General features: G+C 60.2%; 14 protein-coding genes. 5 read left to right on the plus strand and 9 right to left on the minus strand.

The window, feature by feature from the left end; all coding sequences use genetic code 11:
• Positions 1-84: 84 nt before the first annotated feature.
• The 6 genes from mmsB to araD1 form a co-directional block, all read right to left on the minus strand.
• The gene (mmsB, locus tag ACQY1P_RS21485; protein WP_062462120.1) at positions 85-1,275 is read right to left on the minus strand and encodes a multiple monosaccharide ABC transporter permease; all 1,191 of its coding nucleotides are present in this window, start codon (positions 1,273-1,275) and stop codon (positions 85-87) included.
• A 2-nt stretch (positions 1,276-1,277) separates the two neighbouring features.
• Positions 1,278-2,837: a multiple monosaccharide ABC transporter ATP-binding protein gene (gene mmsA, locus ACQY1P_RS21490; RefSeq protein ID WP_113165639.1), complete on the minus strand. Its 1,560-nt coding sequence runs from the start codon at positions 2,835-2,837 to the stop codon at positions 1,278-1,280.
• 53 nt (positions 2,838-2,890) lie between these two features.
• On the minus strand, positions 2,891-3,952 hold the full coding sequence (gene chvE, locus ACQY1P_RS21495) for a multiple monosaccharide ABC transporter substrate-binding protein (RefSeq protein WP_062462113.1): 1,062 nt from the start codon (positions 3,950-3,952) through the stop codon (positions 2,891-2,893).
• Between the two features lie 89 nt (positions 3,953-4,041).
• Positions 4,042-5,886, minus strand: a complete 1,845-nt coding sequence (locus ACQY1P_RS21500; protein WP_062581527.1) for an IlvD/Edd family dehydratase — start codon at positions 5,884-5,886, stop codon at positions 4,042-4,044.
• Between the two features lie 2 nt (positions 5,887-5,888).
• Positions 5,889-6,821, minus strand: a complete 933-nt coding sequence (locus ACQY1P_RS21505; protein WP_430255391.1) for a Gfo/Idh/MocA family protein — start codon at positions 6,819-6,821, stop codon at positions 5,889-5,891.
• 1 nt (position 6,822) lies between these two features.
• The gene (gene araD1 / locus ACQY1P_RS21510) at positions 6,823-7,812 is read right to left on the minus strand and encodes an AraD1 family protein (protein ID WP_062582998.1); all 990 of its coding nucleotides are present in this window, start codon (positions 7,810-7,812) and stop codon (positions 6,823-6,825) included.
• A gap of 329 nt (positions 7,813-8,141) precedes the next feature.
• Between araD1 and ytfQ the strand changes: the two genes are divergently transcribed.
• The 5 genes from ytfQ (at position 8,142) to ACQY1P_RS21535 (ending at position 13,598) form a co-directional block, all read left to right on the plus strand.
• A complete protein-coding gene (gene ytfQ / locus ACQY1P_RS21515; RefSeq protein ID WP_062581523.1) occupies positions 8,142-9,101 on the plus strand; it encodes a galactofuranose ABC transporter, galactofuranose-binding protein YtfQ in 960 nt (319 codons plus the stop codon).
• Between the two features lie 172 nt (positions 9,102-9,273).
• Positions 9,274-10,779, plus strand: a complete 1,506-nt coding sequence (locus tag ACQY1P_RS21520; RefSeq protein WP_430255393.1) for a sugar ABC transporter ATP-binding protein — start codon at positions 9,274-9,276, stop codon at positions 10,777-10,779.
• On the plus strand, positions 10,779-11,813 hold the full coding sequence (locus ACQY1P_RS21525; protein WP_325265416.1) for an ABC transporter permease: 1,035 nt from the start codon (positions 10,779-10,781) through the stop codon (positions 11,811-11,813). Before ACQY1P_RS21520 ends, ACQY1P_RS21525 begins: the two co-directional genes overlap by 1 nt.
• The gene (gene yjfF, locus ACQY1P_RS21530; protein WP_082471961.1) at positions 11,810-12,796 is read left to right on the plus strand and encodes a galactofuranose ABC transporter, permease protein YjfF; all 987 of its coding nucleotides are present in this window, start codon (positions 11,810-11,812) and stop codon (positions 12,794-12,796) included. The genes ACQY1P_RS21525 and yjfF overlap by 4 nt, the downstream gene beginning before the upstream one ends.
• A 1-nt stretch (position 12,797) precedes the next feature.
• The gene (locus tag ACQY1P_RS21535) at positions 12,798-13,598 is read left to right on the plus strand and encodes a FadR/GntR family transcriptional regulator (RefSeq protein ID WP_082471960.1); all 801 of its coding nucleotides are present in this window, start codon (positions 12,798-12,800) and stop codon (positions 13,596-13,598) included.
• On the opposite strand, the gene ACQY1P_RS21540 is transcribed toward ACQY1P_RS21535, so the two are convergent.
• The 3 genes from ACQY1P_RS21540 to ACQY1P_RS21550 are packed head-to-tail and all read right to left on the minus strand — an operon-like array spanning position 13,576 to position 15,983.
• Positions 13,576-14,412 carry a GNAT family N-acetyltransferase gene (locus ACQY1P_RS21540; RefSeq protein ID WP_325265413.1) on the minus strand — a complete coding sequence of 279 codons (837 nt, stop codon included), beginning with the start codon at positions 14,410-14,412 and terminating at the stop codon, positions 13,576-13,578. The two genes, ACQY1P_RS21535 and ACQY1P_RS21540, sit on opposite strands and share 23 nt — an antisense overlap.
• Positions 14,409-15,155, minus strand: a complete 747-nt coding sequence (locus tag ACQY1P_RS21545; protein ID WP_325265411.1) for an aspartate/glutamate racemase family protein — start codon at positions 15,153-15,155, stop codon at positions 14,409-14,411. The genes ACQY1P_RS21540 and ACQY1P_RS21545 overlap by 4 nt, the downstream gene beginning before the upstream one ends.
• A gap of 9 nt (positions 15,156-15,164) precedes the next feature.
• Complete coding sequence (locus ACQY1P_RS21550) at positions 15,165-15,983, minus strand: ABC transporter permease (RefSeq protein WP_062462092.1); 819 nt, start codon at positions 15,981-15,983, stop codon at positions 15,165-15,167.
• Positions 15,984-15,986 lie beyond the last annotated feature (3 nt).

The raw sequence follows: 15,986 nt of genomic DNA on the forward strand, positions 1-15,986 counted from the left end.
AATAAGGGTTTAGCGCATCGACGTCGCAATAAAAAAGGCGGAAGCTGAAGCTCCCGCCTTTCGCTGTCTCTCTGTGATAAGGGTTCAACGGCGCTGGTTGTAGACGTCGACGCAGACGGCGCCGAGCAGAACCAGACCCTTGATGACCTGCTGATAGTCGATGCCGATGCCGAGGATCGACATGCCGTTGTTCATCACGCCCATCAGGAAGGCGCCGATGACGGCACCCGTGACCTTGCCAACGCCGCCGTAAGCCGAGGCGCCGCCGATGAAGCAGGCCGCGATGACGTCGAGCTCGAAGCCCGTGCCGGCCTTCGGGGTCGCGCTGTTCAGGCGAGCGGCAACGACGAGGCCACCAAGTGCTGCCAGCACACCCATGTTGACGAAGGTCCAGAACACCAGACGCACGGTCTTGATGCCCGACAGTTCGGCTGCGCGGGCATTGCCACCAACCGCATAGATCTGCCGTCCGATGATCGTGCGGTTGGTGAAGAAGCCGTAGGCGACGATCAGCACGGCCATGATGATCAGCACGTTGGGCAGGCCGCGGTGCGACGAGATCAGGTAGGCGACATAGCCGATGGCAGCCATGACAAGGATGTTCTTGCCGATGAAGAAAGCCATCGGTTCGGATTCGACGCCATGCTCGACACGCCGTGCGCGGCTTCTGAAGTTCTGCCAGACCATCAGGGCGGCCAGTACCAGGCCGATGATGAAGGACGTCAGATAAAGGCCGCCCGTCGAGGAGATCAGTTCCGGGATGAAGCCGGAAGAAAGCTTCTGGAAGGTCGGGTCGAAGGGACCGATCGACCGGCCGCTAAGGACCGCGATCATGAACCCGCGGAAGACCAGCATGCCAGCAAGCGTCACGATGAAGGACGGAATCCTGAAATAGGCGACGAAATAGCCCTGCATTGCGCCGATCACGCCACCGAGCACGAGGCAGATGATGCTCGCCGTGACAAAGTCGAAGCTGTACTGCACCATCAGCATCGCCGCGACCGCGCCGACGAAACCGGCGACCGAACCGACCGAAAGGTCGATGTGGCCGGTCACGATCACCATCAGCATGCCGAGCGCCATGATGACGATATAGCTGTTCTGGAGAACGATGTTGGTGATGTTGAGCGGCTTCAGCAGAACGCCCCCCGTTGCGACCTGGAAGAAGATGACGATCACGACCAGCGAGATCAGCATCCCGTAGTCACGAAGATTTTCCTTCCAGAAACCTGTCGCCGCCTTGGGAGCGGTAATTGCTTCCTGCGGAGTGCTCATAATTATCTCCCCTTGCGGCGCATGATAGCGCGCATGATATTTTCCTGCGTTGCCTCTTCGCCGGCGACTTCGCCGACAAATTCGCCCTCGTGCATGACCATGATCCTGTCGCAGATGCCGATGAGCTCGGGCATTTCGGACGAGATCACGATGACTGCCTTACCGGCATCCGCAAGTTCGTTGATGATGGAATAGATTTCGTACTTGGCGCCGACATCGATGCCGCGTGTGGGTTCGTCTAGGATCAGGATGTCCGGGTTGGTGAACAGCCATTTGGACAGCACGACCTTTTGCTGGTTGCCGCCGGAAAGCTTGCCGGTTTCCTGGTAGACGTTATGGCTGCGGATCCGCATACGGTCGCGGAATTCCTGGGCAACCTTCATTTCGCGGATGTCGTCGATCACGCCGCGTGACGAAACGCCGCCCAGGTGCGCGAGCGAGACATTCTTGCGGATGTCCTCAGACAGGATCAGCCCGAGATGCTTGCGGTCTTCGGTGACATAGGCAAGGCCCGCCTTGATCGCCCGGTGCACGTCCGAGGTATCCGCTGGCTTGCCATGGATCTTCACGGTGCCGGAAATATCGCGGCCATAGGCGCGACCGAACACGCTCATCGCGAACTCGGTGCGGCCGGACCCCATCAGGCCGGAGATGCCGACGACTTCGCCGGCCCGGACCTTCATGGACACGTTCTTGACCACCTTGCGGTTCGAATGCTGCGGATGATGGACGGACCAGTCGTCGACCTCGAAGATCACCTCGCCGATCTTCGGCTCGCGCTTCGGGTAACGGCTTTCGAGATCGCGATCGACCATGCGACGGACGATCTCGTCCTCGTCGACCGGACCTTCGTGACAGTCAAGCGTGCCGACCGTACGACCGTCGCGCAGCACGGTGATGCGGTCCGCAACTTCCGAGATCTCGTTCAGCTTGTGGCTGATCATGATCGAGGTAATGCCGTTGCGGCGGAATTCCTTGAGGAGTTCGAGCAGGGCTGCGCTGTCGGTTTCGTTGAGCGAAGCGGTCGGCTCGTCGAGGATCAGCAGGCGCACGTCCTTGGACAGTGCCTTGGCGATCTCGACCAGCTGCTGCTTGCCGACACCGAGGTTGGTGATGAGGGTTTCGGGCACCTCGGCAACGAGACCGACCTTGGCGAGCAGGGCCTTGGTGCGGATGTAGCGAGCATCGCGGTCGATCACTCCGTACTTGGATGGCGCGTTCGCGAGAAAGATGTTCTCGGCAATCGACATCAGCGGGATGAGCGCGAGCTCCTGGTGAATGATGATGATACCGAGCTTTTCGGAATCGTTGATGTCGCGGAAGTGGCGTTCCTCGCCGTCGAACAGGATCGAGCCTTCGTAGGAACCATGCGGGTACACGCCCGAAAGCACCTTCATCAGCGTCGACTTGCCGGCTCCGTTTTCGCCGACAAGGGCGTGAATCTCGCCTTCCTTGACGGTAAAGCTCACGTCCGAAAGCGCCTTAACGGCGCCAAAACTTTTTGAAATGCCGCGCATTTCCAAAATAGGCGGTTTATCCGCCGACAATACAGGATCAAGCATGAGAACTCCTGGAATAGGAAGCCGCGCGACGCTTGCGCCGCGCGGCCAGAGACTTACTTGAGCTGCGATTCCTGGTAGTAGCCGGTATCGACGAGGACCTTCCAGTTCGTCTTGTCGACGACAACTGGCTTCAGCAGGTAGGACGGAACGACCTTCTTGCCGTTGTCATAGGTCTTGGTGTCGGTGACAACCGGTTCCTTGCCGTTCATGGCAGCATCGACCATGTCTACGGTGACCTTCGCGAGTTCGCGCGTGTCCTTGTAGATCGTCGAATACTGTTCGCCGGCGATGATCGACTTGACCGAAGGCACCTCCGCATCCTGACCGGAGACGATCGGCATCGGCATGTCGCCGGAACCGTAGCCGACGCCCTTCAGCGACGAGATGATGCCGAGCGAGATACCGTCATAGGGAGACAGAACGCCGTTCAGCTTCTTGTCGGAATAGGTCGAGGACAGGATGGCGTCCATGCGAGACTGGGCAGTTGCCGGATCCCAACGAAGGGTCGCGACCTTGTCCATGCCGGTCTGGCCGGAGCCGACCTTGAGCGTGCCCTTGTCGATCAGCGGCTGAAGGACGCTCATCGCACCGTTATAGAAGAAGAAGGCGTTGTTGTCGTCCGGCGAACCGCCGAACAGTTCGATGTTGAACGGGCCCTTTTCGGTATCGGCCTTGAGACCCTTTACCAGCGAGGTTGCCTGCTGAACGCCGACCTGGAAGTTGTCGAAGGTCGCGTAGTAGTCGACATTCGGTGTTTCGCGGATGAGGCGGTCATAGGCAATGACCTTGATCTTCTGATCGGCAGCCTGCTGCAGAACGTCGGACAGCGTCGTGCCGTCGATCGATGCAATCACGAGAACCTTGGCACCCTTGGTGACCATGTTTTCGATCTGCGACAGCTGGTTCGGGATATCGTCTTCAGCGTACTGAAGGTCCACGTCATAGCCACGTTCTTTCAGAACCTTGACCATGTTGTCGCCATCGGCGATCCAGCGGGCAGAAGACTTGGTCGGCATCGCGACGCCGACGAGACCCTTGTCTGCAGCAAACACAGGCGACGCGAGCGCGACACCTGCGAAAATTGCAACCGTGGTCATGAGTTTCAAAATTTTCATAAGTAACTCCTCCGTTTCAAGCAGCTCACAATTAAGCTGCCGTATTATCCGGGAGAGGCTCCCCGCCTCCCCTCACGACCTTTTTCAGGTCAGTGATTGTCGCGCGGCAGACCTTCGGTCTGCGCAATGCGCTGGTATTTGACAGCCGGTTCGAGAACCGCGCCGGTTTCCATCTGCCCGACGATGCCGCGCTGGATTTCCTGCCACGGCGTCTGGTGCTTCGGATAGCGATAGCCGCCCTCGGCGTCCAGAGTGCTTCGACGTTGTGCAAGCTCATCATCCGAAATCAGGATGTTGGCTTCGCCGCGACCGAGATCGATGCGCACACGGTCGCCGGTCTTCAAAAGTGCAAGACCACCACCTGCTGCCGCTTCCGGAGACGCGTTGAGGATCGACGGGCTGCCCGACGTGCCGGACTGGCGTCCATCACCGATGCAGGCGAGCGAGCTGATACCCCGCTTCAGAAGGTAATCGGGAGCGCGCATGTTGACGACTTCGGCAGCGCCCGGATAACCGATCGGACCGGCACCGCGCATGAAGAGAACCGAATGCTCGTCGATCTCGAGCGATGGATCGTCGATGCGGTGGTGATAATCTTCCGGACCGTCGAACACGATCGCACGGCCTTCGAAGGCTTCCGGATCGTTCGGATTGGAGAGGTAACGCTCGCGGAACTCAGGCGAGATAACGCTGGTCTTCATGATGGCCGAGGAGAACAGGTTGCCGCGCAGAACGCGGAAGCCGGCCCGTGCCTTCAGCGGTTCGTCGTAGCGCTTGATGACCTTGTCGTCCTCGATGATCGCACCGCGACAGTTGTCGCCGATCGTCTTACCGTTCACCGTCATCGCATCTTCGTTGATGAGGCCCTGCGTCATCAGCTGGTTGACAACAGCCGGAACACCGCCGGCATGGTAATAGTCTTCACCGAGATATTCGCCGGCTGGCTGCAGGTTGACCAGGAGAGGCACTTCCTCGCCATAGGTCTGCCAGTCGTCGACCGTCAGTTCCACGCCGGTATGGCGGGCGAGCGCGTTCAGATGGATCGGCGCATTGGTCGAGCCGCCGATCGCGGAATTGACGCGGATGGCGTTGATGAAAGCGTCCTTGGTCAGAATATCCGAAGGCTTCAGGTCTTCCCTGACCATTTCGACGATGCGAAGGCCAGTGAGATACGAGACTTCCTGGCGGTCACGGTAAGGAGCCGGGATGGCGGCCGAACCCGGCAGCTGCATGCCCAGCGCTTCGGCCAGCGAATTCATCGTCGTTGCCGTGCCCATTGTGTTGCAATAGCCGGTGGATGGTGCCGAAGACGCGACAAGCTTCACAAAGCCCGCGTAATCGATCTCGCCCTTGGCCAGAAGTTCGCGTGCCTTCCAGACGATCGTCCCGGAACCGGTGCGTTCACCGCGGAACCAGCCGTTCAGCATCGGGCCGACCGACAGGGCGATGGCTGGAATGTTGACGGTGGCAGCAGCCATAAGACAGGCTGGCGTGGTCTTGTCGCAGCCGATCGTCAGCACGACGCCATCGAGCGGGTAACCGTAGAGAACTTCGACAAGGCCGAGATAGGCTAGGTTGCGGTCAAGGCCCGCGGTCGGGCGCTTGCCGGTTTCCTGGATCGGATGCACCGGAAATTCGATGGCGATGCCGCCCGCTTCGCGAATACCTTCGCGCAGACGGTTGGCAAGCTCGAGGTGGTGGCGGTTGCACGGCGACAGGTCCGAACCGGTCTGGGCGATGCCGATGATCGGCCGGTCCGACTGAAGTTCGGCCTGGCTGAGACCGAAGTTCATGTAGCGCTCGAGATAGAGCGCGGTCATGTCGACATTGTCAGGATTATCGAACCAGGCGCGCGACCGCAGCTTACGCGCGTCCTGGCGGCGCTCTCCGGTTTCGGCGATTTCACTTGAGGGCGCGTTTTCCGAATTGCTCATCTTCAGTCCTCGAATGCTTCAGTTTCAATGCGCCGGCCAAGCATGAAGGCATCCGCCACATGCACCAGCGGTGAGAAATCCGTATCGCTGTCACCCTTGGTGACGAGCGCCACGAAATCCCGATACAGATTGCGATATTCGCGATCTTCCTCGACGATCTGCGCCTCGCCGTCGACGATCAGGCGGCTGCCGCCGTGAGTGAGGACGATCGTGCCCTCTTCGGTCTCGACCCGGATGTCCCAGGTCTGCGGCCCCGTCTGACGCCAGTCGAATTCGGCCGCCACAGGCAAGCCGCTTTTCGTTTCGAAGGCAAGGCTTGCAGCGATCGGCGCTGCACGATTGGCCGGGAAGGTCAGTTCGGAGCGCACGAGATGAAACGTTTCGGGCATGATCCGCGTGACGATCGACAGAGCATTGATGCCGGGATCGAAAACGCCGAGACCGCCCGGCTCCCAGATCCACGCCTGACCCGGATGCCAGTGGCGAACATCTTCCTTCCACTCGACCGAAACGCTTTTCAACGTCCGCTCGGCGATCAACACCCTTGCAGGCTCGACAGCCGCGGCAGCGCGGGAATGCCATGTTGCAAACAGGCTGAGGCCTTTTTCTCTCGCCAGCGTTTCCAGCGCAAAGACCTCCGAAAGCGTCGCGCCCGGCGGCTTTTCGAGCATTACATGCTTGCCGGCTTCAAGCGCTGCCTTTGCCTGCTCGAACCGGCCCTGGGGCGGCGTACAGAGAGAGACAGCGTCGATTTCGACGCCGGAAGCCAAAAGCTCGTGAATATCAGCAAAGCACGCGACATTTTCGAGCGAGGCGTTGCGGCTGGCGACTGCGACGAGATCGATCCCGTCGGTCGCTTCGATTGCGCCGAGATGCTGGTCCCTGGCAATCTTGCCAAGTCCGACGATAGCGAGACGAATGGGGGTCATGGCCACCTCAGAGCGCCTTGATCGCGACAGGCGTTTCCGCTGCCACAGCCAGACGGTTCACGAGCGGAAGCTTGAACGGCGCCGCATCGATCTCGAACACATCGCCGGCTTCGGTCTTGATGCCATGCGAGACCGACAGCGTCGCCGTGCCGAAAAAATGGACATGCAGATCGCCCGGCTGGCGGAACAGGTCGTATTTGAAATTGTGGTATTCGAGGTTGGCGATCGAGTGCGACATGTTCGCTTCGCCCGACAGGAACGGCTTTTCGAAGATCACCTCGTCACCACGACGGATGCGCGACGTGCCTTCGACATGATCAGGCAGCTCGCCGACCAGAAGTTCCGGTCCGAGCGCTGCCTGGCGCAGCTTGGAATGGGCAAGCCAGAGATAGTTGCCCTTCTCGGTCACGTGATCGGAAAATTCGTTGGAGAGACAGAAGCCGAGGCGGAACGGCGTGCCGTCGGGGCCGATCAGATAGATCGCCGCCAGTTCCGGCTCCTCGCCGCCATCAAGCGCGAACGAGGGAGAAACGAGATCTTCGCCGGTTGCGCGCAGCTGCGTTCCATTGCCCTTGTAGAACCATTCCGGCTGAGCACCGACTTCGCCGTCCTTCGGCTTGCCGCCCTCGACGCCCATCAGGAACATGCGCATGGAATCGGTCGGCTTTTCTTCCGACTGCGCTGCCTTGTGCATCTTGTCGCGACCATCGGCGGAACCGAGATGCGTGAGGCCGGTGCCGGCAACGATGAAATGGGCTGGATCGGGATGCGAGACCGGAAGACCAAGACGTCCGCTCTGCGCGGCAACGTCGAGGTCGACTTCATCACCAAGCCCGAGTGCTTCGATCTGCTGCGCCAGACTCAGGCCTGCTGCAATGGCCTTCTGGGCAAGCTCGTAGGTTGAGGAAACGCCATTGACGACGCGCGGAGTATCTCCGCTCCAGGCGACAACCTGAACATCGCCAGACAAGCTCGCAACCTGAAGAATTCGCAACATATGCCCTGCCATCCGATAAGTCTGATAATATTGAAGCGCAGTGTCTCCCGAAACCGCGCCAACCCCTCCCATCAGATCACGATCCGATGCGTCATTAATACGACTATTGGATAACGGGACGTACTGTCAAGAACGAGATGGCTTCAGAGTGCCATCATCGTAAACAAGGGAGAATTCTAAATAGCGAGTGGAATCATATAGATAAATGAGGATCTCGCAAAATCGCGTTTCGAAAGCGTGATTTTTCGCAATTTTGCGTCTTGCAAAAGTATGATTATATGCCAAACCTTCGACCGTCAGTTTTCTTATCATCTCTGGGAGGATTTAAGATGAAGAGAGCACTATGGGCGGCTACCGCCGTTGTTACCGCATGCCTAGCGTCGAGCGTTTCCGCAAAATCCCTGACAATCGGCTTCTCGCAGATCGGATCTGAATCCGGCTGGCGCGCTGCCGAAACGACAGTGACGAAGCAGCAGGCCGAAAAGCGCGGCATCACCCTCAAGTTTGCCGATGCGCAGCAGAAGCAGGAAAACCAGATCAAGGCAATCCGCGGCTTTATCGCCCAGGGCGTCGATGCGATCCTGATCGCACCTGTCGTTGCCACCGGCTGGGACGCAGTCCTGAAGGAAGCCAAGGAAGAAAAGATCCCTGTCATCCTTCTCGACCGCGAAATCGATGCACCGAAAGATCTCTACCTGACGGCCGTCACCTCTGACCAGACCTTTGAAGGCAAGGTTGCAGGCGACTGGCTGGTGAAGGATGTCGGCTCCAAGGACTGCAAGGTCGTGGAACTGCAGGGAACCACCGGTTCCTCACCTGCCATCAACCGCAAGAAGGGTTTCGAACAGGCTATTGCCTCGCATTCGAACATCAAGATCGCGCGTTCGCAGACCGGTGACTTTACCCGCACCAAGGGTAAGGAAGTCATGGAAAGCTTCATCAAGGCAGAAGGCGGCGGCAAGGGCATCTGCGCCGTTTACGCTCATAATGACGACATGGCCGTCGGCGCGATCCAGGCCATCAAGGAAGCCGGGCTGAAGCCGGGCACCGACATCAAGGTCGTCTCGATCGACGCCGTTCCGGATATTTTCCAGGCTATGTCGAAGGGTGAAGCAAACGCGACTGTGGAGCTCACGCCGAACATGGCAGGCCCCGCGCTCGACGCACTCGAAGCCTACCTGAAGGACAAGAAGGAACCACCAAAGTGGATCCAGACAGAATCGAAGCTGTACACGGCTTCTGATGACCCGATGAAGGTGTACGAAGCCAAGAAGGGCCTCGGCTACTGATCTCCCGCCGCCCGATCTAGCTCTCGACCGAGCCGGGCAGTTTTCAACCGGGGCAGCTTTTTCAAGAGCTGTCCCGGCCTCCACTTATGCGGGCTGGAGCATGACAGACATACAGACTTCCTCAGAAAATTCGTTCTCCGCCACAGACCGAGAACGTCTCGATGACCCGCTCATGGAAGCAAGGGGCGTCGGCATATCCTTTCTCGGCGTCACCGCGCTTGAGGGCGTGGACTTCACGCTGCAGCGGGGTGAAATCCACGCGCTGCTTGGTGAAAATGGCGCCGGCAAATCCACGTTGATCAAGATCCTGACAGGTGTCTACACGCGTGACCGCGGCGAGATGCGGCTGGATGGCCAAGACGTGACGCCGGCCAATGTCGCGGAAGCGCAGGCGCTCGGCATCGGCACCGTCTATCAGGAAGTCAATCTTCTCGAAAACCTCACGGTGGCCGAAAACCTGTTCCTCGGTCGCCAGCCAAGCCGCTTCGGGTTCATCGATCGACGCGAGATGCGTCGCCGCGCGAAAGCGCTTCTCGCGAGATACGGCCTCGATATCGACGTCGATGCCCTTCTCTCCTCCTATTCCGTCGCGATCCGCCAGATCGTCGCGATCGCCCGTGCCGTCGATCTTTCCGGCAAGGTGCTTGTTCTCGACGAACCGACCGCGAGTCTCGACAGCCAGGAAGTCGAAATGCTGTTCGTCGTGCTGCGCCGGCTGCGCGAACAGGGTCTCGGCATCATCATCATCACCCACTTTCTAAACCAGGTCTATGCGGTGGCCGACCGGGTCACCGTGCTGCGCAATGGCAGACTGGTAGGAAGCCGGGCGCTGGCCGAACTGCCGCGTCTCGAACTCATCTCGATGATGCTCGGCCGCGAGCTGCAGGACATTACCCGAGAGCATCAGGCCCAGGAAGAAACCATCGCCCCGACCGGCGAGGCGCCCATTCGTTTCGCCGGCTACGGAAAACGCGGCAGCGTCGCCCCGTTCGATCTCGACATCCGCCCAGGCGAAGTCGTCGGCGTCGCCGGACTTCTCGGGTCTGGCCGCAGCGAAACGGCCTTCCTCCTTTTCGGCATCGACCGCGCAGACAGCGGCACAGCCAGCATCGACGGCAAGGAGATCGCCCTCTCCTCGCCGGTCGCGGCCATTTCGAACGGGTTCGGCTTCTGTCCGGAAGAACGCAAGACGGATGGGATCATCGGCGATCTTTCCGTGGCCGACAATATCGCCCTGGCACTGCAGGCCCGTCAGGGCTGGGCAAAACCGATCTCGTCGCGCGAGCGCCGGGCCCTGGCTGAAGGGTTCATCAAATCCCTCGACATTCGCCCCGCCGATGCGGAGCGGCCGATCAAGTTCCTCTCCGGCGGCAACCAGCAGAAGGCTATCCTCGCCCGCTGGCTGGCGACGGAACCACGGCTTCTGATCCTCGACGAACCGACCCGCGGCATCGATATCGGCGCTCACGCGGAAATCCTGAAAATGATCGAGCGGCTGTGTGCCGCAGGCATGTCGCTTGTTGTGATCTCCTCCGAACTGGAGGAACTGACGGCGATCGCCCACCGGGTCATTGTTCTTTCCGACCGCCGCCACGTGGCGGAACTCACCGGCAGCGACGTCAATGCCGACAATATCATGCAGGCGATTGCCGCACCGAACCGGACGGAGGCCGCCTGATGAACCCGATAACCCGTCGCCTCAAGCGACTTGCGCCGCAGCTGATCGCGCTTGCGATCATCCTCGGCATGATCACGGCGATCGCGCCCGGCTTCCTGACAATCTCGGTCCAAAACGGCCGCGTCTACGGCAGCCTGATCGACATTCTGGTGCGCGCCGCACCCGTGGCCCTTCTGACCATCGGCATGACGCTCGTCATCGCGACCCGCGGGATCGATCTGTCGATCGGCGCCGTGATCGCCATCTGCGGTGCCGTTGCCGCAACGCTGATTGCCGATGGATATCCGATCCCGGTCGTCATCGTCGTATCGCTCGGCATCGGCCTCGTCTGCGGTCTCTGGAACGGCATTCTCGTTGCCCTCCTCGATATCCAACCGATCATCGCAACGCTGATCCTGATGGTGGCGGGACGCGGGATTGCCCAGCTGATCACAGAGGGCGTCATCCTCACCTTCAATGACGACACGTTTTCGGCGCTCGGATCCGGTTCGTTCGCCGGCATTCCGATCCCGATCTTTCTCTGGCTCGGCACCGGCCTTCTCGTCGGCCTGCTGGTCCGCCGCTCGGCGCTCGGCTTTCTGATCGAGGCAACGGGCATCAACCGCCGTGCCGCAACGCTTGCCGGCGTCAAAGCCCGCTTCCTGCTATTCTTCGTCTATGCGATCTCGGGCCTCTGTGCCGCAGTCGCCGGGCTGATCGTGACCGCCGATATCCGCGGCGCCGATGCCAACAATGCGGGCCTCTGGCTTGAACTCGATGCGATCCTCGCGGTCGTGATCGGCGGTACGTCGCTCAACGGCGGGCGCTTCTCGATCACAGCGTCGCTGATCGGCGCGCTGATCATCCAGTCGATCAACACCGGCATTCTCGTTTCCGGCTTCCCGCCGGAATTCAACCTCATCATCAAGGCCGGCATCATCATCATCGTGCTGACACTGCAATCACCCGCCGTGATCACCATGCTCGGCTTCTTGAGGTCGCAGCCGAAAGGCAGCAAGAACCCGGTTTCCAAGGTTGAAGGGGCGGCAAGATGATCCACACCCGCAACCTTCCCTTCGTCACGACGCTTGCCATCTTCGTTATAGCCTACGGGCTCTGCATCCTGCAGTTTCCGAACATGCTGTCGACGAGGGTGATCGGCAATCTGCTGACGGACAACGCGTTTCTCGGCATCGCCGCTGTCGGCATGACCTTCGTCATTCTGTCGGGAGGCATCGATCTCTCGATCGGCTCGGTCATCGCCTTCACAAGCGTGTTCGTGGCCGTCGCCGTCGGCTCGCTCGGCCTGCACCCGCTGACTGCCTTCTTAGCCGTTCTCGTCATCTCCACCCTGTTCGGCAGTCTGATGGGGGCGATGATCCGCTATCTCGGCATTCCGCCTTTCGTCGTCACACTGGCCGGCATGTTTCTCGCGCGCGGTGCCGCCTACCTGATTTCCACGGCGTCGGTACCGATCAGCCACGAGATGATCGACGCGATCCAGGGTTTCTACTTCCGCTTTCCCGGCGGCGGGCGGCTGACGGCGCTTGCGATTTTGATGCTGCTCGTCTTCATCATCGGCGGGTTCATTGCCGGAAGGACGCGGTTCGGCGCGAATGTCTACGCGATCGGCGGCAATATCCAGTCGGCGGAGCTGATGGGCGTACCCGTCGGCTCCACGACGATCGGCATCTATGCCCTGTCAGGCTTCCTGTCGGGCTTGGCCGGCATTGCCTACACGCTTTATACCTCGTCGGGTTATTCGCTGGCCACCGTCGGCGTCGAACTCGATGCGATTGCAGCCGTCGTCATCGGCGGTACGCTTTTGACCGGCGGCGTCGGGCTTGTAGCCGGCACGTTCGTCGGCATCCTTATCCAAGGCCTGATCCAGACTTACATCGTCTTCGACGGAACCCTGTCGTCCTGGTGGACGAAGATCGTCATCGGCATCCTCCTTTTCGTGTTCATTGTGTTGCAGCGCGGTATCATCTGGTATTCAAACCGGCGATTGGCCGAGAGTCGGCTTAAGGAGATCTAGTTTGAGTTTGCTGGAAACGACGATTAACGGGCGAAAGCGCCGTAGCAACCACGCAACGGTGGTCGCTGGGCTTGGCCGCGGGATCGTTTCCGGCACGTTCCCGGAAGGCTCTCTCCTGCCCGGCGACACCGAGCTTTCGGCACGGTTCGGCGTATCGCGCACGGTGTTACGCGAGGCGATGAAGACGCTGTCTGCCAAGCGGCTGGTCGAAGCCAAGGCGAAGGTCGGTACCCGCGTCCTCGACAGTTCGAGCTGGAATTTCTTCGACGCGGATGTCTTGAGTTGGCGTTTCGAGACGAGTCTCGATTACGAATTCATCGAGCATCTGGCCGAAATGCGCACCGCGCTTGAGCCGGCAGCAGCAGCCGCGGCGGCTCTGAGGGCAACGAGCGATGACATCGTTTCGCTTTACGCGATCGCTGCCAAATTCGACAATCTCAACCACACGCCGGAATCGATCGCCAACGTGGATCTCGAATTCCATCTGGCCATCGCCCGCATGTCCGGCAATCCGTTCATGCGCTCCGCAAGCGCTTTGATTGAGGCGGCACTGGCGATTTCCTTCCAGCTGTCGTCACCGGCCGCGTCGCCGGAAATGATCGACGAAGTCGCCTCCAACCATCTGCGCATCGCCCATGCCATCGCGTCCCGCGATCCGCAAAAGGCGATGTCGGCGATGCGTCATGTGATCGACGTCGGCAAAATCCGCATCCGCACGTCGCTGGATGCTGCGGAGAACGTGCCAGGCAACAAGACCGCCGAGCTGCGCTTCCCGGATTCTACCCGAGTTCCAACGTCGTAACCCCGAAGATATCGGCTGTCCGCGCGCTCGGTGGCAGGCCGCGATACATTCGGGCCGTGGTAAAACCTTTTTGGAATCCGGCTTCCGCGAGATAGTCCGAAAATTCCTGCTGCGGCGCCGGCACATCGATATGCACGGTCTCGCCTCCGGTTTCCGCGACGAGTCTTTGCAGCAGCGTGACGGCTTCGGTCTTACCCATGGCGAAAAGCGGACCGATCTTGAACCCGTCGATACATTTGCGGCAGACGCCGTAGCCTCTGATCTCTCCACCCTTGATCAGGACCTTTGCAGTCCTCGGCGGCTTCAGCCATTTGTGAAGAAACGCTTCACGGACCTGCGGGAAGACCTCGCCATCGTAGCGGATGATAGCCGGCAAAATATTGGCGCTGACGTTGCTCACCGCGGAAGTTGCAGCACCCTCGAGACGGCCGCTCCAGCGGACGGTTTCATAGACCGGCTCGAACCCCATGCTGCGATAATTCTGCTGTTGCTCCGCAACGCCATCGAGACCGATCGTGCGTCCCTCCAGATGGGCCATGCCAGCATCCCATACACGCCGGCCCATACCCTGCCCGCGAAAATCGGGATGCGCGATATAGAGGCCGATAAAGCCGAAGTCGTTGCCGTATCGCACCGCGGAAATGCCTGATGCGAACACGCCATCGACGAAACAGCCGAAGAAACCATCGGGGTCCGCCGCATGGAAAGCCGCCGCATCGGCAAGCCCGGGGTTCCAGCTTTCCGCTCTCGCCCAGTCGAGAAGGCATTCCACCTCCCCAAGCGTCAAAGTCCGGATAACCGGCGAGCCCATCATCGGGCTGCAAGCCTGCCCGGCGCAAACCCTTCGAGAAGCCCGACATACGGCTTATCAACCGGCGTTGCATAACCGCCGTTTTTGGCGGTCGACAACCCCAATGCCACCAGCATTTCAGCCTGCTTCACGGCAGCCGCGACACCATCGACCACGGGAACCCCGCATTCGGCCCGCAGCTCGGCGGCAAGATCCGCCATGCCGGCGCAACCGAGCACAATCGCCTCCGCTTTGTCTTCCTTCAAGGCCAGCGCGATTTCGGAACGAAGGCGTTCGCGCGCGTTGGATGTCGGATCTTCCAGCGACAGGACCGGAATATCGGCGGCCCGCACCTTGCAGCGGCCGGCCATGCCGTAGCGATGGACGAGATGTTCGAGCGGCAGGCGTGAGCGCTCCATGGTCGTCACGATCGTGAAGCGTTGCGCGATAAAGGCGGTGGCAGAAAGCGCCGCTTCGCAGATGCCTATAACAGGGATATGGGCGAGAGCCCGGGCTGCATCGAGCCCCGTATCATCGAAACAGGCGATGATCGCCGCGTCGGCACCGGCCTTTTCACCCTTGGCAAGCTCGACCAAAAGGCCGGGGACCGCAAACACCTCATCATAATAGCCCTCGATCGACACCGGCCCCATGGACGATGTGACGGCCTCGATCTGCGTGCCGGAATTGGCAACGCGGGCGGCGCTGTCGGCAACGGTCGCCGTCATGCTGGCGGTGGTATTGGGATTGACGATCAGAATGCGCATCGTGTGGGATCAGCTCCGCAGTCGGCGACGGTTGATATAAACGATCAAGCCGAGCGTTCCGGCAATGACCAGGAACGAGAACACCGTCGTCACGGTCCCGAGCGCATAAAGCACCGGCGTCGTGACATTGGTGGTCATGCCGTAGATCTCGAGCGGGAGCGTATTGTACGTGCCAGCTGTCATCAGCGTGCGGGCAAACTCGTCATAGGAAAGCGTGAAGCCGAACAGTCCGACGCCGATCAGGCTGGGTGCGATCATCGGCAGCACGACATTGGAAAACGTCTGCCAGGACGAGGCGCCGAGATCGCGCGCAGCCTCCTCATAGGCCGGCGAAAAGCGGTTGAACACGGCAAACATGATCAGCACGCCGAACGGCAGGGTCCATGTCAGATGCGCGCCGAAGGCAGACGTGTACCAGGTAGGCTCCAGCCCGAACTGCTGGAAGACGACGCCGATGCCGAGCGATACGATGATCGACGGAACGACGAGACTGGCCACCGCCAGGTAAAAGAGCGCGGTAGCCCCGGCAAACTTGCGGCGAAAGGCAAGGCCCGCCAGGAGTGCCACGACGACCGTGACGATCATCACCATCACCCCGAGTGCTGTGGACCGCCGGAATGAACCGCCGAAATCGCCGACCGCCTGGGTCTCGAACAGGTTGACGAACCAGCGGGTTGAGACGCCGTTCAGCGGGAACGTCAGACCACCGTTCGGTCCCTGGAACGACAGGATCAGCACCGCAGACAGCGGCCCATAGAGAAACAGCACGAAGATGGCGAAGAATAGGGCAAGAAAATAGAATTCGCGGCCGCGCTTGTCGCTGTGCATCTC

Source organism: Neorhizobium sp. DAR64872/K0K18 (assembly GCF_050500175.1).
Lineage (GTDB): Bacteria > Pseudomonadota > Alphaproteobacteria > Rhizobiales > Rhizobiaceae > Neorhizobium > Neorhizobium soli.